General features: G+C 36.6%; 16 protein-coding genes and 4 tRNA genes. 10 read left to right on the top strand and 10 right to left on the bottom strand.

Features of this window, described 5'->3' with window-relative positions; all coding sequences use genetic code 11:
- Positions 1–44: 44 nt before the first annotated feature.
- Both BBH99_RS12570 and ligA read right to left on the bottom strand, forming a co-directional pair.
- Positions 45–2,360 (bottom strand): T9SS type A sorting domain-containing protein, encoded by a 2,316-nt coding sequence (locus BBH99_RS12570; protein ID WP_066696151.1) that lies wholly within the window; start codon positions 2,358–2,360, stop codon positions 45–47.
- Positions 2,361–2,526: 166 nt separating this feature from the next.
- A complete protein-coding gene (gene ligA / locus BBH99_RS12565) occupies positions 2,527–4,533 on the bottom strand; it encodes an NAD-dependent DNA ligase LigA (RefSeq protein WP_066696149.1) in 2,007 nt (668 codons plus the stop codon).
- A 240-nt stretch (positions 4,534–4,773) separates the two neighbouring features.
- On the opposite strand from ligA, the gene BBH99_RS12560 reads away from it, so the two are divergent.
- The 8 genes from BBH99_RS12560 to BBH99_RS12525 all read left to right on the top strand — a co-directional run bounded on the left by BBH99_RS12560 (position 4,774) and on the right by BBH99_RS12525 (position 18,335).
- Entirely contained in the window at positions 4,774–7,869 is a 3,096-nt protein-coding gene (locus tag BBH99_RS12560) for a TonB-dependent receptor (protein WP_066696148.1), read from the top strand.
- Between the two features lie 166 nt (positions 7,870–8,035).
- Positions 8,036–8,782 carry a glycerophosphodiester phosphodiesterase family protein gene (locus BBH99_RS12555; protein ID WP_066696146.1) on the top strand — a complete coding sequence of 249 codons (747 nt, stop codon included), beginning with the start codon at positions 8,036–8,038 and terminating at the stop codon, positions 8,780–8,782.
- A gap of 463 nt (positions 8,783–9,245) precedes the next feature.
- Positions 9,246–12,221 (top strand): SusC/RagA family TonB-linked outer membrane protein, encoded by a 2,976-nt coding sequence (locus BBH99_RS12550; protein WP_066696144.1) that lies wholly within the window; start codon positions 9,246–9,248, stop codon positions 12,219–12,221.
- A gap of 11 nt (positions 12,222–12,232) precedes the next feature.
- Positions 12,233–13,687 carry a SusD/RagB family nutrient-binding outer membrane lipoprotein gene (locus BBH99_RS12545; RefSeq protein WP_066696141.1) on the top strand — a complete coding sequence of 485 codons (1,455 nt, stop codon included), beginning with the start codon at positions 12,233–12,235 and terminating at the stop codon, positions 13,685–13,687.
- A gap of 48 nt (positions 13,688–13,735) precedes the next feature.
- The gene (locus BBH99_RS12540; protein WP_083188819.1) at positions 13,736–15,301 is read left to right on the top strand and encodes a calcineurin-like phosphoesterase C-terminal domain-containing protein; all 1,566 of its coding nucleotides are present in this window, start codon (positions 13,736–13,738) and stop codon (positions 15,299–15,301) included.
- A 325-nt stretch (positions 15,302–15,626) separates the two neighbouring features.
- Positions 15,627–16,340: a 3-ketoacyl-ACP reductase gene (locus BBH99_RS12535; RefSeq protein WP_066696135.1), complete on the top strand. Its 714-nt coding sequence runs from the start codon at positions 15,627–15,629 to the stop codon at positions 16,338–16,340.
- 305 nt (positions 16,341–16,645) lie between these two features.
- Entirely contained in the window at positions 16,646–17,473 is an 828-nt protein-coding gene (gene prmA, locus BBH99_RS12530) for a 50S ribosomal protein L11 methyltransferase (protein WP_066696123.1), read from the top strand.
- A gap of 16 nt (positions 17,474–17,489) precedes the next feature.
- Positions 17,490–18,335 (top strand): SH3 domain-containing protein, encoded by an 846-nt coding sequence (locus tag BBH99_RS12525; protein ID WP_066696185.1) that lies wholly within the window; start codon positions 17,490–17,492, stop codon positions 18,333–18,335.
- Between the two features lie 459 nt (positions 18,336–18,794).
- Here the strand turns inward: BBH99_RS12525 and BBH99_RS12520 are convergent, their stop codons facing one another.
- The gene (locus BBH99_RS12520) at positions 18,795–19,619 is read right to left on the bottom strand and encodes a 5'-nucleotidase, lipoprotein e(P4) family (RefSeq protein WP_066696120.1); all 825 of its coding nucleotides are present in this window, start codon (positions 19,617–19,619) and stop codon (positions 18,795–18,797) included.
- A 154-nt stretch (positions 19,620–19,773) separates the two neighbouring features.
- On the opposite strand from BBH99_RS12520, the gene BBH99_RS12515 reads away from it, so the two are divergent.
- Both BBH99_RS12515 and BBH99_RS12510 read left to right on the top strand, forming a co-directional pair.
- On the top strand, positions 19,774–20,385 hold the full coding sequence (locus tag BBH99_RS12515) for a Crp/Fnr family transcriptional regulator (RefSeq protein ID WP_228390802.1): 612 nt from the start codon (positions 19,774–19,776) through the stop codon (positions 20,383–20,385).
- A gap of 53 nt (positions 20,386–20,438) precedes the next feature.
- Positions 20,439–21,122, top strand: coding sequence for an MBL fold metallo-hydrolase (locus BBH99_RS12510; RefSeq protein ID WP_066696117.1), 684 nt, complete (start codon positions 20,439–20,441; stop codon positions 21,120–21,122).
- A gap of 236 nt (positions 21,123–21,358) precedes the next feature.
- Here the strand turns inward: BBH99_RS12510 and BBH99_RS12505 are convergent, their stop codons facing one another.
- From BBH99_RS12505 to BBH99_RS12475, 7 genes are all read right to left on the bottom strand, one after another.
- Positions 21,359–21,631: a GIY-YIG nuclease family protein gene (locus BBH99_RS12505; RefSeq protein ID WP_066696114.1), complete on the bottom strand. Its 273-nt coding sequence runs from the start codon at positions 21,629–21,631 to the stop codon at positions 21,359–21,361.
- 85 nt (positions 21,632–21,716) lie between these two features.
- On the bottom strand, positions 21,717–21,989 hold the full coding sequence (locus tag BBH99_RS12500) for a GIY-YIG nuclease family protein (RefSeq protein ID WP_066696111.1): 273 nt from the start codon (positions 21,987–21,989) through the stop codon (positions 21,717–21,719).
- An 85-nt stretch (positions 21,990–22,074) separates the two neighbouring features.
- Entirely contained in the window at positions 22,075–22,347 is a 273-nt protein-coding gene (locus BBH99_RS12495) for a GIY-YIG nuclease family protein (RefSeq protein ID WP_066696108.1), read from the bottom strand.
- Between the two features lie 50 nt (positions 22,348–22,397).
- Positions 22,398–22,471, bottom strand: a tRNA-Arg gene (locus tag BBH99_RS12490).
- Positions 22,472–22,489: 18 nt separating this feature from the next.
- Positions 22,490–22,564, bottom strand: a tRNA-Pro gene (locus tag BBH99_RS12485).
- 103 nt (positions 22,565–22,667) lie between these two features.
- Positions 22,668–22,741, bottom strand: a tRNA-Arg gene (locus BBH99_RS12480).
- Positions 22,742–22,756: 15 nt separating this feature from the next.
- Positions 22,757–22,831 (bottom strand) — tRNA-Pro (locus BBH99_RS12475).
- Positions 22,832–22,995: the final 164 nt, after the last annotated feature.

Below are 22,995 nucleotides of genomic sequence, written 5' to 3'. Positions count from 1 at the left end.
CGAAAATTATTCGGAGCCTTTATTATATAGAAGTTTTTATAAGTTTAATCTTTAATGAATTTCTGAACAGAGAATTTATCTTTTAAGAACAGTTTAATCAGATAATTTCCTTTCGGCAGATCTGAAACATTTACTGTCTTTCCTTTTGCTCCCATAGAATTAATAACTCTGCCAGCTACATCGTAAATCTCAACTTTAGTTACTTCATCTGGAGATTTGATAGACAGTATATCTTTTACCGGGTTAGGGTAAATACTGATGGTATTCTTATCGTTTTTGATCTCTGAAGTAGCCAGAGAGCCTGAAATAGTTGTTATATAGGTATTGGTAACAACAGGAGCATTATAATCAAAATAGATCTTAGCCGTATTACTGAAAGTATCCCCAGTATTTAAAGTAGATTTTGTCTTTATTTTGAAGGCTACATATCCATCATTATTGGCATCATCAAAAGGAAGCTGAATATTTTCAAAGATAAACTCTACGATATTAGAATTTGTTATTCTTGTGACATAATTATGGCTTCCATTCAAAGTAATTAAAGAAGAAATATCAAACTTTGAGGTATCAATTTCATCCTTTACTACAATATTTCTGGCATTGGCTGTTCCTGTATTTTCAAATCGGATCAGATAATGAACATAGTCTCCAACCTGAGTTTTTGTAATAGAAGTTCCTTCAAGACAGGTTTTATCATTAGGATCAAAAGAATTGACAACCGTTTGGTTTAAAGCAAAATTATTGTCAATTGGTGTTTCATCTGTAGCCCCGTTGATTTGTGCTGTATAATGCAGAATATCTCCACCATTCACTGCAGGAGTTTGTGTTGGTGCATTTAATTTTAGAGTAACTCTGATTTCTCTTGTTTCAAAAGGAAGAAGATTGGTGAAATTCCAGTTCAATGTTCCGGAAGATTGAGAGGATGGGGAAAGCGTAGCACTCATATAATCAGTAATATTCTCATTATAATTAAATACCAGAGTGCCTGATTGTGTGGTATTCCCTTTGTTTTTGTAAACAATCTTATATTTTGATTCAAAGCCAGGTGAAGCTGCAGTTACAGGTACTATTACTGTTTCTAAATCATTATGAACACCATTCGGAGTTATACATAAATTTTGAATAAATGGACTTGTCTGTTGAGGAAAGCTAGCTGTAAAACTTGTAGGAGAAATATTGAAGTATGCCGGGTTTTCAAGTACCGGAGTCACAGTATGACTGCCTGGCTGTACTGAAAGTGAAAAATCTCCGGATGTATTGGCAATCATAGTTCCTGTAACTCCACCTCCTGTTATACTAAACTTTTGGAAAGCTTTGTTGGCATCATTGGCATCGCAGCCATTATTATTGGCATCAACTTTTGTATTTCCCTGAATGTTGTAAAATGTACCTCCAGGAGTAAATGAACAGTATGAGTTGACAACACACGTATTTGCAGATGGTAATAAAGAAATAATGTTAGGAATTTCAAAATCATCAGCACAGATATAAACAAGGCTTGGGGTATCCGTGAAGCTTGAAGTATTAGTAGGAGTAGAACCTAAATTATGAATTCCATTTTTAATGAACAATGATTGAAGAAAAGGATTCTTATCACAATAGAAGCTTGTAAGGTTTTTATTTTGTGACAAATCAATGGTGATAAACTTGTTGAGACTGACCCCCAAGGCTTCTAATTTTGGAAAACCACTGAAATCAAGTGTGCTGATTTGGTTTTGTGTTAGGGTCAGAAATTTTAAATTAGGGGTTTGATTTATAGGTATTGTCTGAAGCTTATTCAATGCTAAGTTTAAGGAGTTGAGATTCGTATTATTATTCAAATAGATATTCTCAAGTTGACATTGTAATATACTCACATCATATAAGTTTGTTAGTCCGGATAAATTAATGGAAGCTATCTTACTGGCAAAGATCTCCATATCATGTAGCTGGCTGCACCCTTGAAGGTTTAATGATGAAAGGACATAACATCTGCTAACTTCCAGGTTATATAATAGGGTATTATTACTCAAATCTAAGGTCTGTAATAATGGAAGACCATCTATATCAAGAGAAGTCAGATTGGTGAAGCTTTGTATTCCTTCCATTGAAACGAGACTGTTGAACAGTTGAGAATAATTAGCCGGAAAATAAGTTACTCGGATGTTTAGTTTTGAAATATTGGCTGCTTCAGATAATTGAATTTCTCCATCATGGTTTTTATCAATGATAGTAGGATTATTCATAAGATCAAAAGCCAAAACAGCATTGGGTACATTAGATAGCAGAATACTTTTGAAATTGGTGTCAGGAATATTAACAATCTGCGCTTGCAGAGCGGAAAACATAGTCATTAGAAAGACTAGGTAGAGTTTTTTCATGGGATAGTTTAATTTTTAGCAAATGTAAACTTTTAAAGAATTACTTTGATATTTTTTTAAATGCCGTTTTTCTATTTGATATTGAGTGTTTTATAGGTTTTTAAAATAATAAAGGCTGCGAAAACTATTCGCAGCCTGTTATCATGTAAGTTGGTATATAAATTCTTTACTGTTTATCAATCAAATCCAGAAACTGCTGTTCATCCAGAATTTCAATAGTTCCGATATCCTGAGCTTTTTTCAGCTTGCTTCCTGCTTTTTCCCCTACCACAAGATAGTTAAGGTTTTTTGAAACCGCAGAAATATTCTTTCCGCCATGTTTCTCTACCATTTCTTCGGCTGCTTCTCTGGTGAATAGGGATAATTTACCAGTGAAAAGGAATGTTTTTCCTTCTAAAACATTAGATAATACCTCATTGGTGCTTTCTCCTTTTTCAAGCTGTACTCCATAAGATTTCAAACGTTCGATCATCAATATGTTTTCAGAATTCTGGAAGAACTCTACAATGCTTACGGCAATTTTAGCCCCAATATCTTCTACCTGACAAAGTTCTTCAACAGTAGCGGCTTTTAATTCTTCAATCGTAGGGAAGTTTTTCACCAGTTTTTTGGCAACCGTTTCCCCTACATGCTTGATCCCAATCCCGTACAACACTTTTTCAAATGGAATCTCTTTTGATTTTTCAATTCCCGTAATGATATTCTGGGCCGATTTCTCCGCCATTCTTTCTAATGGGAGAAGCTGTTCTTTGGTTAAAACATAGAAATCAGCAGGATTTTCAATCAATCTTTCTCTGTAAAGCTGTTCGATGGTTTCGCTTCCCAGATTGTCAATATTTAAAGCCTTTCTTGAAACGTAATGAATCATTCTTCCTACTACCTGTGGCGGGCAATGAAGTTCATTCGGACAGAAATGAATGGCCTGGTCTTCAATTTTTACCAGTTCGGTTCCACATTCCGGACAATGTTTGATGTATTCTATTTCCTTGCTTTCTTCAGTTCTTTTCTCCGTATTCACCCCAACAATCTTTGGAATGATTTCTCCTCCTTTTTCTACGTATACGAAATCATTTTCATGAAGGTCAAGCTTTTTGATGATATCTTCATTATGCAGCGAAGCTCTTTTAACAATGGTTCCGGCCAATAAAACAGGTTTCAGATTAGCAACAGGAGTAATGGCTCCCGTTCTTCCTACCTGATAAGAAACACTTTGAAGTTCAGTTTCTACCTTTTCTGCTTTAAACTTATAGGCCATTGCCCAACGTGGAGATTTAGCCGTATAGCCAAGCTGTCTTTGCTGTTGTAAAGAATTTACTTTTAATACAATTCCATCAATTTCAAAAGGTAAGTTATGACGTTCAATATCCCAGAAGGTAATGAATTCCTTTACCTCATCCAGCGTTTTGCAAAGTTTTGCCTGCTGGGATGTTTTGAATCCCCAGCTTTGTGCTTTCTGAAGCAGTTCCCAATGAGTCTCTGCAGGAATTTCATCAGAAATGAATTGGTATAATACAGAAGAAAGGCCGCGTTTTCTTACCTCAGCACTGTCCTGCATTTTTAAACTTCCACTCGCTGTATTTCTTGGATTCATGAACGGGTCCAGACCTTCCTCTTCACGAAGTTTGTTGATCTTATCAAAGTTTTTTCTTGTTAAATAAATCTCACCTCGCATGAAAAATTGTGAAGGAAAATCACCTTTTAACGTTAACGGAATATCTGAAATTGTACGAACATTCGGAGTAATTTCATCTCCCTGGAAACCGTCACCACGGGTTACAGCCTGTGTAAGCTTTCCGTTTTCATAAAGAATAGAAATTGAAGCCCCGTCATATTTCAATTCAGCTACAAATTCTACAGGTTCATCAATCGTTTTGATAATTCTTTTCTCCCAGTCTTCCAGATCATCAAAATCATAGGAATTATCCAGGGAATACATTCTAAACTTATGCTGAATGGTTGGAAATACCTTGGTAATACCACCACCTACACGCATGGTAGGAGAGTTCTCATCATAAAACTCAGGATGTTTGGCTTCAAGGTCCTGAAGTTCCTCCAGTAACATATCAAATTCATAATCTGTAATGGTAGGAGTGTCCAGAAGGTAATAGTTTTCGTTATGCTGGTGCAGCTCTTTACGGAGCTGTTCTATTTTTTGTTGAATGTTTTCAGACATCAGGTTTATATCTTTTGAGCAAAAATAACTAAAGTAATTCCATTTAAAAAATAAGAGAATTAAATATTACAGGAAAATTAATAATCTGTAATATGCTTCAAAGCACTGACCCTGTAGAAAATAAAACATATGTTTAGATTAATTTAATATATCGTTTCAATTTAATTAAAAAAATGTTAAAACTCCCTTAAACAGATGCCTATCAAAGTCAAAATACCTTTGCACATCTAATTTGAAGACATGAGAAAAGTAAAGATTGTACTGGGGTTATTGTTTTTAGGGTTTGGGACTATAGCATATGCACAGACTACGCAGGCTTCCATCACAGGAAAAGTAACCGGGCCGGGAAGTACGGCTCAGGAAAAAGTGAAAGTTACCATTATTAATGAGTCTACGGGATTCAGAACGGAAACAGAAACGAACTCAAAAGGAGAGTATATCTTTAAAGAAATTCCTTTAGGAGGGCCTTATACGGTGATTGTAAATGATGATAAAAGAGAAGGCTACAACGTAAACTTCGGAGATCAGGTAACGGTTAATATGGATTTGGGAGGTGAAAAGCATATTGAAGAAGTAAAAATTACCGGAAATCTTAAGAACAAAATCGGAAACCTGGGAGCTGCTACAGCCATCTCTGCCAAAAATATCGGAATACTTCCGGTGAATGGGAGAAACTTTAACAATCTTACAGAACTGTCACCTTTAAGCGGAAAAGGAGGAAACCTTTCCGGACAGCTAGGTTCTTCTACGAACTTTACCATTGATGGGATGACGGCTAAAAACCCAACTTCTGCGGGAGCTACTACCAGCCGAAGCGGTGCCCCTTTCTCTATTTCAATTGAGGCTGTACGTGAATTTAAGATTACCACCAACCAATATGATGTAACACTGGGAAGAAGTGGTGGTGGAACCGTAAGCGCCGTTACTAAATCCGGTACCAATAAATTTTCAGGAAGTGCATGGGAATATTTAAGGGCTAACTGGCTTTCCAGTCCCTACGATATCAGAGGAAACAAAAGGCAGAATGATTTCTCTACTTCTCAGTTCGGATTCTCTTTGGGAGGACCAATTATTAAAAATAAACTTCATTTCTTCGTAGCATGGGATCACCAGTTGGATTCAAGACCATTGATTATTGCTGATATCAGGTCCAAAGATGATGAGAAAAGATTTAATACCACTACAGAAACACTTAATAAGTTTTTAGATATTGCAAGAGCCAAGTATGGAGTAGGAAATACCCCTCAATTCGGTAGCTTTGATAAAGTAAGAAATTCTGATGCTGCATTTTTACGTTTAGACTGGCAGATCAATGAGAAACATTTATTGACACTAAGAAACAACTTCACCTACGATCTTAATAAAAATGGGCTTGGTGATAATACCAATATCAATTTTTTTGAATCTTACGGAAATGATAAAAACCTTGACAATAGTTTATTATTAACATTAAGATCAAATCTGAAGTCTAATGTAACCAATGAGTTAAAAGCCCAGTACTTATATACTTTCCAGGATAGTTATCAGAATGATGAACTGGGTAGACCTGTACCCAGAGCTATTGTGGAAGGAGTAGCGTCAAGTGCCGGTTCTACGAATATTCAGATCGGAGGACACCGTTTCGCTCAGGAAAGCTTTAGAAATAATGTATTCCAGATTGTAGATAACCTGTATTACAACACAGATAAGGTAAAATATACTTTCGGTGCAGATTTAATGTATACCACTTCAAAATCGGTTTACGGAAGCGAAGTAAACGGAAGGTTTCACTTCAAAGAAGATCCTGTAAAAAAGCTGAGCAGCCTGGATAATTTTAATAATCTTACCCCTTACAGATTTTACAGGGAAGTTCCTTTAATGGATGATCCGTCAGTAAGATCTAATATCTGGAATATTGGTATTTACGGACAGTTCCAGACTAAAATTGCAAAAGGATTGGATTTGATGGCTGGTTTGAGGTTAGATTATGGTGGTTATCCAAAAGCAGAACTCAATCAGAAATTACTTGATGAAATGGGCATCAGAACGGATAATAAGATCAAATCTTTCGTAATCCAGCCGAGATTCCAGTTTGAATGGAATATCAACGAGCAGAATAAAGACTTCCTGAAGTTTGGGGCAGGGATATTCTCTTCGGATATCAACAATTATATGATCATCAACAATCTGGTGTTTGATGGAAAGCATTTGGCTACAGTAGATGTAGATCCTGCAACAGTTGGCCTAACACCGGATTTCAACAGTTACAGAAATAATTACGGTACAGTTCCTACACTTGCTAAAGAACAGATTCCTACAATTAATTATACCGGCAAAGATGCTAAGATTCCAATCGTTTACAAAGCGAATATTTCTTATACACACTTCTTTAATGACAGATTCAGAGTAGGATTGGCAGCTTATATGGCTTTAGGTAGAAATAACTACTATTACTACGACAGAAATATGGTGGCTAACCCGTTCTTTACATTGGATAATGAAGGTGGAAGAGGCGTATTTGTTCCTACTTCAGCAATAGACGGGGCAAAAATCGACTGGAAAAAGGGAAGAATCAATAACAATTTCGGAAGAGTGCTGGAACTGGTAAGTGATGGTAAAGTAAACCAGTTTTCATTGGTAGTGGATACCAGCTACCGTTACTGGAAAGACGGGGAAATCACGGCAAGTTATACCTGGTCTGATATTAAAGATAACACCTCATACAACGGAAATGTAGCGAATTCTGCAACATTATCTACAATGGTTCAGGGAGATCCGAGAGATTTGAGGATGACTTATTCAGACAACCAGTTCCGTAATAAAGTGGTTATTTATGGTAATTCACCAACGATTGCCGGGTTTACACTAGGAATCAGATATTCAGGAATTGGAGGAACCCGTTTTTCTATGACGGCAGGAGGAAATATTAATGGTGATTTTGTAGATAGCAATGACCTTGCTTATATTTTCCCTAATATAGCTCAATCTATCCTGGATGATCCCAATGTAGGAAAAGCATTGAAAGATTATGTGAACGAATACAACGGAAAAATTGCAGAACGTAACGGAGGGAAGAACGGATTCTATGGAGTTTGGGATTTACGTATCGCCAAGAAAATAAAATTTGATAAAATTGGTGCATTTGAACTTTCCGTAGATATTTTCAATGTGGCGAACCTGCTTAATAAAGAATGGGGAGTAAACGAATCATATGGAAATACTTCTATGTATAAGATTAAAAGTTTTGATCCTGTTACAAAACAGTTTCAGTATACGAAAAACATCAGTGGTAACGGTTTAGCACCTTTATCAGGAAATCCATACCAAATTCAGATTGGTGCGAAGTACAGTTTTTAATCAATAGTTATAGTTAGCAGCCACAAAAGATAAGATTCTTAAGGAAAAGTATTCTGAATACTGTAGCGGAATCTTTCTTTTGTGGTTTTATATTTCACAATAAGTCCTATAATACCTACCTTTATCAAAAGTTACAGGACTTTGTCTTAATTATCTAAATTATATTATGAAAAATTTTATCTTAGGGTTAGCAGTTTTAAGTACAGTTTTGATGAAAGCACAAACCCAGATCATTGCCCATAGAGGATATTTCCAGGCTCAGCCTCCAACAACCGAAAACTCCATTGCATCATTAGAAAATGCCCAGAAATTAAAAGTTTACGGTTCTGAATTTGACGTAAGAATGACAAAAGACGGCGTATTGGTCATTAATCACGATGAACACCATGGTAAAATGGAAATCTCCGAAACCTCATTCAAAGAATTGGAATCTTTGAAACTATCAAACGGAGAGAAATTTCCTACTTTAAAAGAGTATTTAAAACAAGGGAAAAAAGATAGCTCCGTAAAACTGATTGTAGAGATCAAACCTGCAAAAACTCCTGAGATCGAAAATGAGATCACTCGAAAGACGATCAAAATGATTAAGGATATGAAACTGGAATCCCAAAGCGAATTCATTTCTTTCAGCCTGAATATCTGCAAAGAGATTAAAAAGCTGGCCCCATCATTTAAAGTTCAGTATCTGAATGGAGAATTATCACCGGAGCAGATCAAAAAAGAAGGATTGGATGGAATGGATTACCATTACAGTGTTTTCCAGAAAAACCCAACATGGATTGCTGAAGCAAAGGCTTTAGGACTTATTACCAATTCATGGACGGTAAATGATGTTGCAGTATACGATGAATTAAAAAAACAAGGAATTGGATTTGTAACCACAAACATTCCTGAGCAGCTGAAAAATAAATAAGCAAATAACAACCAATAATTTTCCCAAGTCTGTCCTTATAAGGGCAGGCTTTTGTTTTTATAAAATTCTGAAACGGAATCAATAATTATTTGTGCATTACTGGAAAAAAAAGAATCTTTTGTAAACGCAGAGAACGCAAAACTATATTTTCATAGGCTTATTTGCGTTCGCAAGGGCACTCCGCTCCGCTAAGGAAATCTTTTCAATCTTCACAAGCTAAGCAAAGTGTTTTCCTGAAATTTTCTATTATTATCTCAGGGAAAGACAATAAAGATACACAAATAAAAAGAACCTGAAAATAATGTTAAAAATTTTTAATCCTATAAGTATTTGTTAATTAGATCTTTGTATGATGTTATTAATAAATACTTAATATATTATTCAATAAATATTTAATAAACGTTAAAAGCTTGTTAAAATCATACTCATAATGTCGCTCTAATTTTGCGCAAACAAAAAGGATATGCGTAAAGAGACACAAAAGTTGTTGGTTTTGTCGCTGTTAGGACTATTCAGCGCCAGCCTGACGGCTCAGCAAAAAGCTAAAAAAGATACTATAAAAGGACTTGACGAAGTAGTAGTGACTGCTTTGGGAATCAAAAGACATGATAAGTCTTTAGGGTATTCTACCCAAACTGTTAGCTCCGAAGAAATTCTGAAAACCCAGAATAACAACTGGGCACAGGCTTTAGAAGGTAAAGTGGCCGGATTAAAGATTCAGACTGCCGGAGCAGGACCTTTAGGTACAAGCCGTATCACACTTCGTGGAGACATCTCTATGAATATGGGAAATAATGATGCTTTGATTGTTGTGGATGGCGTTCCTTTGAGTGGAAAAAAAACAGGAACCGGAACAGCTGCTTATGGAGCAGGTTCAGGAGGTGATTTACCTATTGATTACGGAGATAGTTTCAACAGCATCAATCCTGATGATATTGAATCCATTTCTATCCTTAAAGGGCCTACTGCATCCGCATTATATGGATCCAGAGGTTCAAGAGGAGCTATTATGATTACCACCAAATCCGGGAAAAGCAGAAAAGGAAGAGTTCAGATTGCTTTTAATTCTTATTCAAGCTATGACTCTGTACTGAAATGGCCGGATTATCAATATGAATACGGACAGGGAACTCAGCAGAAAGATAAAAACGGAAACTATTATTACTCTTATGGCGCATCTGTTGATGGAATAAACACGGGTTCAACAAGTAGTGCCTTCGGGCCGAAATTTGACGGTCAGTATTACTTCCAATACGATCCTAATATAGAAGGACAAAGTCTGGAAAGACAGCTTTGGAGACCTTATAAAAACAATATCAAAGACTTCTGGCAGGTAGGTTCCAATTATTCAAACAGCTTGTCTGTGGAGCACTCTAATGAAACTACTGCTTTCAGAACATCACTGAGCTACCTGAAAAATGAATGGATGATGCCCAATACAGGCTTAAATAGATTCAATGCTGCATTATCCTTAGATCATAAGCTGAACAGTAGATTGAAAATAGGGACTAAGATTAACTTTAGCCAGACCAAAAGTGATAATCTTCCGGCAACAGGTTATAACAATCAATCCATTTCCTATTTCATGATTTTCCAGAATCCCAACGTAGATCTAGCGTGGTACAGACCTATCTGGAAGAAAGGGCAGGAGCAGGTAGATCAGATTCACCCGTTCAGTTCTTATATTGACAATCCTTACCTGATTGCCTATGAAAACCTGAACGGAACCAATAAAAAAACAATTACAGGAAATATCAATATCAGTTACCAGATAGCCAAAAACTTTGATGTAGCTTATAAAACAGGGTTAGAATGGAACAATGAGTTCCGTACGCAAAGAAGGCCATGGAGCTCAGCTAATTACGCAAAAGGCTATTACAGAGAACAGTACATCAGGTATATGGATCTGAATAATGATGTTTTATTCACTTATAAAAATAAATTCGGAAATATCGGATTAACCGCTTCAGCCGGAGGAAACATCAGGTATCATGAATATATCATGAATGATTACAGAGGAAACGGACTTAATAAAGCTGGCTTATATCAGCTTTCCAATGCCACGCAGGTAGAATATAAGCTGCCAAAACCCAATGATAATCAGGTAAACAGTGTATATGCACTGGCCAATTTCAGTTATAAAGATATGATCTTCCTGGATGTAACCGCAAGAAATGACTGGAGCAGTACACTTCCTGCCCATAACAGGTCTTATTTTTACCCGTCTGTATCATCATCCTTTATCCTTTCAGATATCTTTAAATTGAAATCAGATAATTTAAATTTCTGGAAGCTGAGGTTATCATGGTCTAAAGTAGGAAATGATACCTATACCTATATGCTTGACAAGTATTATGAAAACAGTGGTTTCGTAGGTTCAGTAGAATCACCGTTATTGTATCCAAATCCAAACCTGAAGCCGGAAATGATCACCAATATTGAAGGAGGGATGGATTTTACGCTTCTTAAAAACAGATTAACTTTCAACTTTACAGCCTATCAGAATAATTCCAAAGATCAGTCTATTATTATTCCGATGCTGCTTGAAACAGGATATAACAAGAGAATCATCAATGCCGGTGAATTGAGAAACAGAGGGATTGAAATGACTTTAAATGCTTATCCTATCAAAAATAAAAACTTCTCATGGAGTGTAAATGCCAACTGGTCTATGAACAGGAACAAGATACTTTCTCTTCCTGAAGAATATCAGGGGAAACCTTATACCATGGCAAGTGTAGGTGGAGTAGTATTTTATGATGCTGTAGTAGGAGGTTCTTTGGGAGATATATACGGAGCGGGGTTGTTGTATTCACCAGACGGACAGGTAATCTATGACGCTAAAGACGGTTTAACAGCCAAGTCAACAGAAATGAAAAAAATAGGAAATGCTTATCCGAAGTGGAGAGCAGGTCTTCAGAATGAATTCAGATATAAAAATATTACAGTGAGTTTCTCATTTGACGGCCAATACAAAGGAATAGCTTACTCACAGTCGCATCACAAAATGTCTGAACAGGGGAAACTTACCCATACCCTTGTGGGAAGAGATAACCCTGGAGGATTAATTGTTGGGCAGGGAGTTGTTCAAAATCCAGACGGAACTTTTTCTCCCAATACCAAAGGCATTCCGGTTTCTACCTATTATGGGGATTACTATAGAAGAGCAAACGTAGAAACCAACTCATTTGATACCTCGTTCCTTAAGCTGAGAGATGCCAGAATCTCTTATTCATTCCCGAAATCAATTGTTGAGCCTTTAAAGCTTACCGATATCACACTTGCGGTATTCGGAAGAAACCTCTGGATGTGGACGAAGTTCCCACTATTTGATCCGGAAGCAGCTACGTTGGATGATTCTACCATTACACCGGGAGTTGAGGTGGGGCAGCTACCTCAGGCAAGAACAATAGGATTCCAGTTAAATGTTAAATTTTAAAATAAGAAAAAATGAAAAAGTTAATCTATATATCTTCATTCCTTGCCCTTGTGAGCAGTACTGTTTCATGTGACAGAAGTCTTGATGAGATCAATAAAGATACCAGTAGGATCAATGTACCTGTTGCCAGTGCCTTGTTGGTTCCTATCCAGTACAATATGTCTGCTGTAGGGTATAACAGAGCTAACGACCTTAATTTTGATCTAATGCAGGTGTCTCTGGATTTTCCCAACGAAGGAAATTCATTAAGCCGTTATTATTTAACAGAAAAAACAGGAAACGGTTTCTGGGATAACTCTTACCGATGGTTAAAACAGGTAGATGATCTTAAGAAAGCTGCCATTTCTGAAGGCGATAAAAACTATCAGGCTATTTCAATGGTTCTGAATGCATGGATCTATTCCAATCTTACCGACACTTATGGAGATGTTCCGTTTTCTGAAGCTTCACAATTAGACGATAAGATCATGTATCCAAAATTTGACAGGCAAAAAGATATTTATATTAAATTATTGGATGATTTAAAAACAGCAAACTCTCTTTTTGTGAATAATAAAGCACTTACAGGAGGAGATTTGTTTTTTAAAGCAGATTCTGATGCTGCCAATGGAATCCTCGGCTGGAAAAAATTCTGTAATTCTCTTTCTCTGAGATTACTGACAAGGATTTTAAATAAAGATGGAGAAGTAAATGTTAAAGAAAGAATCCAGGAGATTGTAAATAACCCTACAACATATCCTGTCTTTCAAAGTAATGCAGATGGTGTGAAAGTAGACATCACAGGAATTTTCCCGCTAATGACTCCTATTGCAAGAGCCCAGGACTTTACTACTGGAAGAGCCGCTTCAGAATTCTTTGTAGAAACCCTGAAAGCCAATAACGATCCGCGTATGGCCATGTTTTTCTCTCAGGCAAAAGATATCAAAACAAATGCTAATATAGGATATATAGGAGCCCCATCAGGATATAAATTTGGAACAGTGTTTAATTATCAGCCATCCAATCTTAATCAGAACCTGGCAAAAGCACCTTTGAAAATTTTCGTCTATCCATATGCTGAGCTTCAGTTTACCTTAGCTGAGCTGGCATTCAAAGGAATTATCCAGGGAAGTGCGAAAAACTATTATGAAAATGGAGTAAAGGCATCTATTGAACAATGGGGAGCGATAGTTCCTGCCAACTATTTTGATAATCCGGCAGTAGCATTTGGAACCGGAGATATGAAAAAAATTATGCTTCAGAAATATATTGCCTTATTCTTTGTAGATCAGCAGCAATGGTTTGAAAAGAGAAGAACAGGTTTCCCGGAGCTTCCTAACAATGGCGGACTTTTAAATGATGGAAAACTACCTCAGAGATTAATGTATCCAACCAATACAAGAGTACTGAATAAAGAAAACTATCAGGCAGCGGTTCAGCAGATGGGCGGTGATGATATCAATATACAAGTATGGTGGAATAAATAAGTATAATCAAGAAAAAAATAAAAAATGAATATCAATATAAAACTTTTAATGTCATGTATGCTTGTGTCGGCAATGGCTTTTTCCCAGTCTTCTGTTTCAGGATATGTATATGAAGACAGCAACAAAAACCAAAAAAAAGAAAACCGTGAAAAAGGAATTGAAGGAGTAGCGGTTTCCAATGGTGTTCAGGTAGTATTAACGGATAAAAACGGGCGTTACAGCCTTCCGGTTCAGGAAGACCAGACCATTTTTGTCATCAAACCATCAGGTTTCCAAACGGCTTTAAACAGCAATAACCTGCCACAGTTTTATTACCATCATAAACCAAAAGGTTCTCCGGCTGATTTTAAATATAAAGGTGTGGCTCCAACAGGTGAGCTGCCAAAAGAATTGAACTTCCCACTTTACAGGCAGAATGAAAACAAAAACTTTGATATCCTGGTTTTCGGAGATCCGCAGCCTTATACAGAGAAAGAGCTGGATTACTTCAAAAGAGGAATTGTCAATGAAGTGAAAAATACTAAGAAAAATGCGGTGTTGGGAATAAGCCTGGGAGATTTGGTAGGAGATAACCTGAGTTTGCAGAAACCTTACGCTGATGTAATGAAGGAAATAGGATTACCTTGGTATAATGTAATGGGAAATCATGACATGAATTACGATGCCAAAGACGATAAGCTTTCAGACGAAACCTTTGAATCTAATTTTGGCCCTGCCAATTATTCCTTCAACTACGGAAATGTACACTTTATTATCCTTGATGATATTCTTTATCCCGATCCAAGAGACGGAAAAGGGTATTGGGGCGGTTTCCGTGAAGATCAGCTTCAGTTCATTGAAAACGATTTGAAATTGGTTGATAAAAATAAACTGATCGTGGTATCTTTCCATATTCCGTTGGAGCACAACAATGAAGACAGCTTCAGGAATGCAGACCGTCAGAAATTATTCGATTTTCTGAATCCTTTCCAGAATGTATTGCTTCTATCAGCGCATACTCATATTCAACAGCAGATTTTTTATGGAAAAAAAGCAGGCTGGAATGGCATTAAAGAATTGCATGAATACAACGTAGGAACCACTTGCGGAGACTGGTACTCCGGAACAGCTGATGAAGCAGGGCTCCCAACTTCCACCATGAGAGACGGAACAGCAAAAGGATATTCTTTTATCAGCTTTACCAATAACCAATACAAAGTAAAGTATAAAACGGCCGGAAAACCCGAAGATTATCAGATCAAACTATATGTCCCAAAAGTAATTCCGTTCCCATCCAAAACCTCTGCAAAAGTCTTGGCCAATTTCTTCATGGGAAGCAAAAAAGACAAAGTGGAGTATAGAATAGACAATGGGAAATGGGAAGAAATGGAATATGATGAAACCATAGATCCAAACTTTGCCCTTTCCGTTTTCAAATGGGATACCACAGAGAAAATTCTACAGGGGAGAAGACCATCCAACCCTGAATTATCAAAACATATCTGGGAAGCAGATTTCCCTAAAAAACTTACCTTAGGAAAACATAAAGTTGAAGTTAGGGCTGTAGATATGTACGGAAATCAGTTCTCAGCTTCTGAAGAATTTGAAGTACAGAACGCCATCCAGATTCCTTAAGCTTTTCATTTTTTACTATACTTTTTTACATGTATAAACCGGTTCATCACGAGCCGGTTTTATTTTTGCTGAAGTTGAAAAGGATGAGCAACAAAAGTCACAAAAGATTATTTTTAATGTTTTAGAATATTTAAAAGTTGCGTAAAAGCCACATAAATGAAATCTTACGATATTCATAAAGCTTAAGTGTTCTTTTCAACAGTCTGCATAAAAACTTGTGCTTTTTGTGGTTTAATGAAAACCATTAAAAAACTATTAAATATCCTTTCTTTCCATTCCATAAAAATGTTCTTTCGTAACTTTGTCCTACGAAAAGTATTACACTATGAATATAAACGGAAAAAATGCCATTGTAACCGGTGGCGGAAGAGGACTAGGAAAGGCTGTAGCACTAGCTTTAGCCAATGAAGGAGTGAACGTTGCCATTACAGGAAGAAACGAAGAAAATCTTAAAAATACAGTTGAAGAAATTCAGAAATTAGGAGTAAAATCAGCATATGCGATATTCTCTATCGATGATGAAGCAGCTGTAAAAGCAGGAATTGAAACTTTAGCTACACAATTAGGCGGAGTAGATATTTTAGTGAACAATGCAGGAATTGGTGATTTCGGAACGATTGAAGAAATGCCTTCTGAAACCTGGGAGCAGGTGATCAAAACCAATTTATTTGGAGTATACTATGCCGCTAAAGCCGTTCATCCATTTATGAAAGCTAAAGGAGAAGGAGATATTGTAAACGTTGCTTCTACTGCAGGATTAAAAGGCGGACCGAATATGTCAGCATACGCGGCTTCCAAAGCTGCTGTAGTTTCTCTGTCTCAGTCGATGATGGCAGAATGGAGAAAACAAAACATCCGTGTGATTACCTTAACACCAAGTACCATTGCTTCTGATATGAGCATCCAGGGCGGACTTACAGACGGAAATCCTGAGAAAGTTCTACAACCTGAAGATTTTGCAGAATGGGTAAGAGATATCCTGAAAATGAACAGAAGAGCGCTAATCGCTAATGGCTCTATTTTCTCTACGAATCCATAAGATAGTTTAAGGTTTAAAGTTCAATGTTTAAAGTTGTCATAGTACGACTATTTCAATTTTAAATTATAGGTGAAAATTCAATAGAAGCGGGCTTTAGCCCGCTTTCTTTGTAAGATACCATTCCAACGGCTTTAGCCAAAACCTGAAAAATCTGTGTCATCAGTGCAATCTGTGGGAGATCAAACTTAATAGAAACCAGCTTTATTCATTCAACAAAACATAAAATCCGGCAGCTTTACCCAAAACTTATCCTTTCCATTTTTTTAACCGTAATAACATTAGTATTTTTGCAGCAAATTATTCACATGCAAAATTATTTAGAATTCAATTTCACGATTTCTCCATTGCAACCTTGGAACGAGATATTAATGGCAGAACTTATTGAAATAGGTTTTGACAGCTTTACAGAAGAAATTCACGGAATTTTAGGATATATCCAGACCGATTTATTTAATGAAGATCAGTTGAAAGCCCTTCCGATCTTTGAAAATGAAAATGTAAAAATTGAGTATTCATTTGCAGAAATGCCAAACATCAACTGGAATGAAGAATGGGAAAAGAACTTTTCACCGATCAACATTGATGATAAAGTACTGATCAGAGCAGAATTTCATGAATCTGTACCCGGAATGCATGAAATTATCATTCAGCCTAAAATGTCATTTGGAACAGGGCATCACCCTACAACACATTTGATGATCCAGCAGATGATGGACATTGATTTCAATGGGAAGAAAGTTCTGGATATGGGATGCGGAACTTCCGTATTGGCAATCTATGCAAAACAGCAGGGAGCCGGAGATACCAAAGCAATTGATATTGACGAATGGTCTGTAGAAAACTCAAAAGAAAATGCAGTAAGAAACAATGTTGAATTAGATATTGAACAAGGAACAGCAGAAAATTTAGGAAACGAAAATTTCGATATCATTTTAGCCAATATTAACAGAAATATCCTGATTTCAGATATTCCAACCTATGTAACTGTATTGAACAATGGTGGAAAACTATTGCTTTCAGGGCTTTGCTTCTTTGATGTGGACGATATTCTTGAAGTATGCAAAGAAAGTGGCCTTACCCTGAAAAAACAGTTACAGAGAGAAGAATGGGTAAGTCTATTGCTTGAAAAATAAAACTGAAATAACAAATATGAAAACTTTATTGACAGCTTTATTTTTACTGACGCTGCAACTTTTTACAGCTCAGGAAAATGAAGTGTATGCAGACGGTGTTTTTAATTTTACGGAAAACAAAAATCAGAAGATCTTTACAGATTGGACAAGGGTAAGGAAAGAACCCAGTGTGAATGCTCAGATCATGGATTCTTTGCAGAGTAATCAACAGGTTATGATCCTTCAAAAAGAAGAAACAATGCCGGTTTTGCAACTGGGAGAAAGAAGGGCCAACTGGTATAAAATTTCTTATCAAAAAGGAGATGTAACGAGTGAAGGCTACATTTGGGGTGGAAATCTTTGTGTAGGTTACCGTAATAAAAATGGATATGATTTCCTTTTCGGGCTTTCAAAAACAGTAGATAGAAAAAATAAATCCCTGAATGAGATCATAAAACAGAATATTGCCGGAATAAAAGTAATGGAAGGTAATACACTGATTGAAGAAATCTACTTTGATACCGGAAGCGGAGAAGAATTGAGTACAGCTTCTTTTAATATCGAAAGCAACCATAAGTTACAGGATGTAGAATTTACCTTAAAAGCTATGGTATCCGGTGAAGCGTGTGGTATTGCAACGTATGACCAGTATGTTCTTTATAAGGATAAAAAGCTGATTGCCCTCCCACAGTTAATGAATGTAGGAGATGCCGGAGTATATTATCACAGCGAAGAATATGTTTTCCCTAATGATAAAGGAGGAATCCCCAATGCTTTTATTCTTAAAATAGAAGATATGGAAACCGATGATAAAGATCGGGAGAAGAAAACTCATTCTTCCAAAACTTATTTGTGGAACGGAAGTTCTTATAAGCTTAAATAACAAATCTTTGTTTGAAATAGTAAACCGTTGTCATAGTACAGCGGTTTTTTTGTTCAAATTCATGGGCTTTACAAAATATACAATACAAAATAAGGCTGGAACATCCAGCCCTACCTAAACATGATTAAGTGTATAGTTAGCCACAAATGGCCACAAGGAATAAGTTGCACAAAAAAGATTTTTATTGATGCTTAATCAATGTTTTCCTTAAATAATAATTAAAACTAACTTTATAACGGCTTCCCGGTAAAAGCTTATACTGTAAAAATACCATGAATTGAGGTTCATCAGGACAAAAGTTAAGCTGATTCCGCAAAATAAGTCAGTGAAACGTCGTTTCCATGCTGTGAAACGTATAACATGTAAAGGGATTCCTGGGCAGGAATAATACCTGTGATAAACAAAAAACCTCACAATCTTATTGTAAGGGTTGGCCATTTATATTTACTAATGCTTTTCTTAAGGATTAGCCTTTACTGCATTATACATCAGTGAATCTTTCTGCTGATGAGTATAATCATATTTATATTGGTAAAACGAAGATTCCCAGTCTCCATATCCAACGTTAGGAATGATAATGAACTTCTTACCAAACTCATTGGCTGCACTTTTCACTGCTGCAGATCTTTCTGTTTCTGTTTTTTTATCAAATAGATTGGAGAAATCCGCAAGGTTATCACCTAGTAATAAAACAATATTATAATTTTTGGCAATATCCAGTCGCCTGTTTTCCTTACTGCTTTCTTTAGTTCGAAGAATAAGGTTGGCATCATTTTGAAGCGGAAAATTATATTTTTTCAGGTTTTTTAAAGTTCCTGCACGCTCCTGTTCTACACGGTTGGTCACATAAAATACCTGTACACCTTTACTCGCTGCATACTGATAGAATGCCTGAGAACCCGTAAGTGGAGTTGCAATGCCTTTGGCAGTCCATTCTTCCCATGTTTTCTGATCATAATCTTTTCCCATTTTTGAACGTTCAACAGCATAATAGGAATTATCCAGGAAGGTCTCATCAATATCCGAAACAATGGCTAAAGGTTTATCCGATTTTTGGGCTAAAGCTTCATCCAGACGAAGTTTTGCAATATTGTAAGCCTGCAGGCAAAGCGCTTCATATTCTGCTGCTCTTTGCTGATAAAATGCCGCATAAATTTTTCCGTCACGTCCAAGATTTTGATAAGGTACATCTTGAGTAGAGATCTTTGTGGCCGGAGCTACTGTTTTACATGACAAAGTCAAAGCAAAGGCACAGCTTGCGATAATGAACTTGAAATTTTTCATTGAATTATAAATAGAGAAAGCAAAATTATAATAATTTGATTGGTATGACAACTATTCAAACGTTTAAATTGTTATGATGAACTTTTTTGAATGTATAATAATTGTTAGATTTGGATGCTGGATTTGAGATACAGTCCATAGACAGTTAAGAAAAATGAAAGGACAAAAAAATTACGAAATGACTGATGTATTTGAAAATTACCTATCCTCAACGGGAGGCCTGTCAGCCGAAGAGATTAGCTTTTCAGCACAGTTTTTCAAACCTGTCAGCTTAAAAAAAGGTGATTTTTTTATTCGTGAAGATGAAACCTGTCGTTATATTGGATTTATTGCCACTGGTGTTGTAAAGGCATATGCTATTGATAAAGAAGGAAAGGAAAATATAACCTGCTTCAAGTTTGAAAATGAATTTGCGACCTCGTTTCCGGAGTTTGTGGCGCAGGAAAAATCAAGAAGAAATATCAGAGCAATAGAAGATAGCCTGATTTATAGGATAAGCTACCCGGATTATCAGTATCTGATTGGTCAGGTTATTGCCTGGAATGGAGTGATAAAATTGGTGATGGAGCAGGAGTATAAACAAAAGGAACTTTATCTGCTGAATTACAATAACAGGTCAGCTGTGGATAAATACCTTCATGTTCTGGCTAACGAACCGATGCTCGTCCGGCGCATAACGACTCAGGATCTGGCATCATACCTTGGAATAACACAGCGATCCCTTACAAGAGCGAAAGCGCAAATACATAGACCCAATGTATTATAGGACAAATGTCCTCATGCAGTCTTGATCAGCGATGTAGATTTGCACAAAAAAATATGTTACGTCAAATTACTACCGAAGTATTCCAGGTTTCACTAATGCCGCGAAACAGTATCAACTGTTATATTATTGAAGGTGTATTGGTGGATTGCGGAATAAGGAGCTCATATACCACGATAAAGAAAGTTATCCAGAAAATTGCTGTTCATCAACATGTCCTGACGCATGCGCATGCAGACCATCAGGGTTGTAGCGATCAGATATGTGCTGAATTCGATATTCCCTTACTCTGTCATCCCAACGAAGTTTTTAGGACCGAAACGGGTATGGTAACCAACGACTATCCAACTCCGGATCACTGGGTGGCAATGCTTCAGCAAAAGTACTGGGCAGGTCAGGGACATAAGGTTGATCAAACAGTTGTTGAAAATGATATGATTGGAAACTTTCGGGTAATAGAGACTCCCGGACATTCGGCAGGGCATATTTCTTTGTTTCGTGAGCGCGATGGTGTGCTCATCATCGGAGATGCAGCAACCAATATGAATGTGTTTACTACAATAACTGGCCTGCGACTTCCACCAAATATGTTCACTTCGGATCAGCAGCGCAATATCAAATCGCTCAAGAAGCTAGCAGAGTTAAACCCCTCCGTTATCTGCTTCGGTCATGGTCCGGTTCTGCGAAATACAGATAGGAAGTTTGAAAAATTTGTGGCTAAACTCAACGCGGCTGTTTAGTATAGATTGCGCTGTATTATGGATTGAAAGATTTCAGCCTCCCTTTTTTATAGAACTATGAGGCTTTATGAGTATGAAAAGCTCTGAGTCTTTGACTGCCCTGATTAAAACCGATATGTTCTATCTTTGCGGGTATAAGTTTCATATTTAAAACGATTATAACAACAAAAAACCTCACCATAAAATGATGAGGTTTTTTGTGAGCGCGAAAGGATTCGAACCTTTGACCGTCCCGATTACAAATCGGGATGCTCTATCTTGTTAAGACTACTAATGAGTTCTTGGATTTTAATTTTACTTTTCCAACCTTTTATTTCACGTTCTCTTTTATAGGCCTCAACTTTAGCATTAAAGCCTTCATAATAAACAATAATCCAATCTTTAGTTTTTGAGGTGAAGCCTTTATGATTTGCAAGATGTTTTCTGAGTCTTTCTTGTAGGTTTTCACAGGAATGTCCAATATAATATTTATCAAGAGATTCAGAATAAATAATATAGCAGTAACACATGAGACTAATATAAAACAAAAAACCTCACCATAAAATGATGAGTTTTTTGTGAGCGCGAAAGGATTCGAACCTTTGACCGTCCCGATTACAAATCGGGATGCTCTATCTTGTTAAGACTACTAATGAGTTCTTGGATTTTAATTTTACTTTTCCAACCTTTTATTTCACGCTCTCTTTTATAGGCCTCAACTTTATCATTAAAGCTTTCATAATAAACAATAATCCAATCTTTAGTTTTTGAGGTGAAGCCTTTATGATTTGCAAGATGTTTTCTGAGTCTTTCTTGTAGGTTTTCACAGGAATGTCCAATATAATATTTATCAAGAGATTCAGAATAAATAATATAGCAGTAACACATGAGACTAATATAAAACAAAAAACCTCACCATAAAATGATGAGTTTTTTGTGAGCGCGAAAGGATTCGAACCTTTGACCGTCCCGATTACAAATCGGGATGCTCTATCTTGTTAAGACTACTAATTAGTTCCTGGATTTTAATTTTACTTTTCCAACCTTTTATTTCACGTTCTCTTTTATAGGCCTCAACTTTAGCATTAAAGCCTTCATAATAAACAATAATCCAATCTTTAGTTTTTGAGGTGAAGCCTTTATGATTTGCAAGATGTTTTCTGAGCCTTTCTTGTAGGTTTTCACAGGAATGTCCAATATAATATTTATCAAGAGATTCAGAATAAAGAACATAGCAGTAACACATCAGACTAATATAAAACAAAAAACCTCACCATAAAATGATGAGGTTTTTTGTGAGCGCGAAAGGATTCGAACCTTTGACCGTCTGCTTAGAAGGCAGATGCTCTATCCAGCTGAGCTACGCACCCTTAAAATTTTGAAAAAAGTCGGGGCGGCAGGATTCGAACCTGCGACCTCCTGGTCCCAAACCAGGCGCGATGACCGGACTACGCTACGCCCCGAGAGGTCATCCTTAATGAATTTTACTTCATTACTCTAATTTTAAAAAGCAAAATACTCTCAAAAATTAAAATATATAAACTCAAATAGAAAGTGAGTTTTTTGTGAGCGCGAAAGGATTCGAACCTTTGACCGTCTGCTTAGAAGGCAGATGCTCTATCCAGCTGAGCTACGCACCCTTAATTCTGAAAAAGTCGGGGCGGCAGGATTCGAACCTGCGACCTCCTGGTCCCAAACCAGGCGCGATGACCGGACTACGCTACGCCCCGATTAAAGGTCATCAATAACGAATTTTATTTCGTTTTTGCGGTTGCAAAGGTACAATACTTTTTGAAATAAAAAAATAAATTCCAGAATAATTTTTAATTAAATTTCTGTAAAACTTTTTTGTTAACTTTACTTGATTAATAACCATGTATTTAGGTGGTAGAAG

It is taken from the genome of Chryseobacterium contaminans (assembly GCF_001684955.1).
Lineage (GTDB): Bacteria > Bacteroidota > Bacteroidia > Flavobacteriales > Weeksellaceae > Chryseobacterium > Chryseobacterium contaminans.
This window is presented reverse-complemented; position numbering and strand designations above follow the sequence as displayed.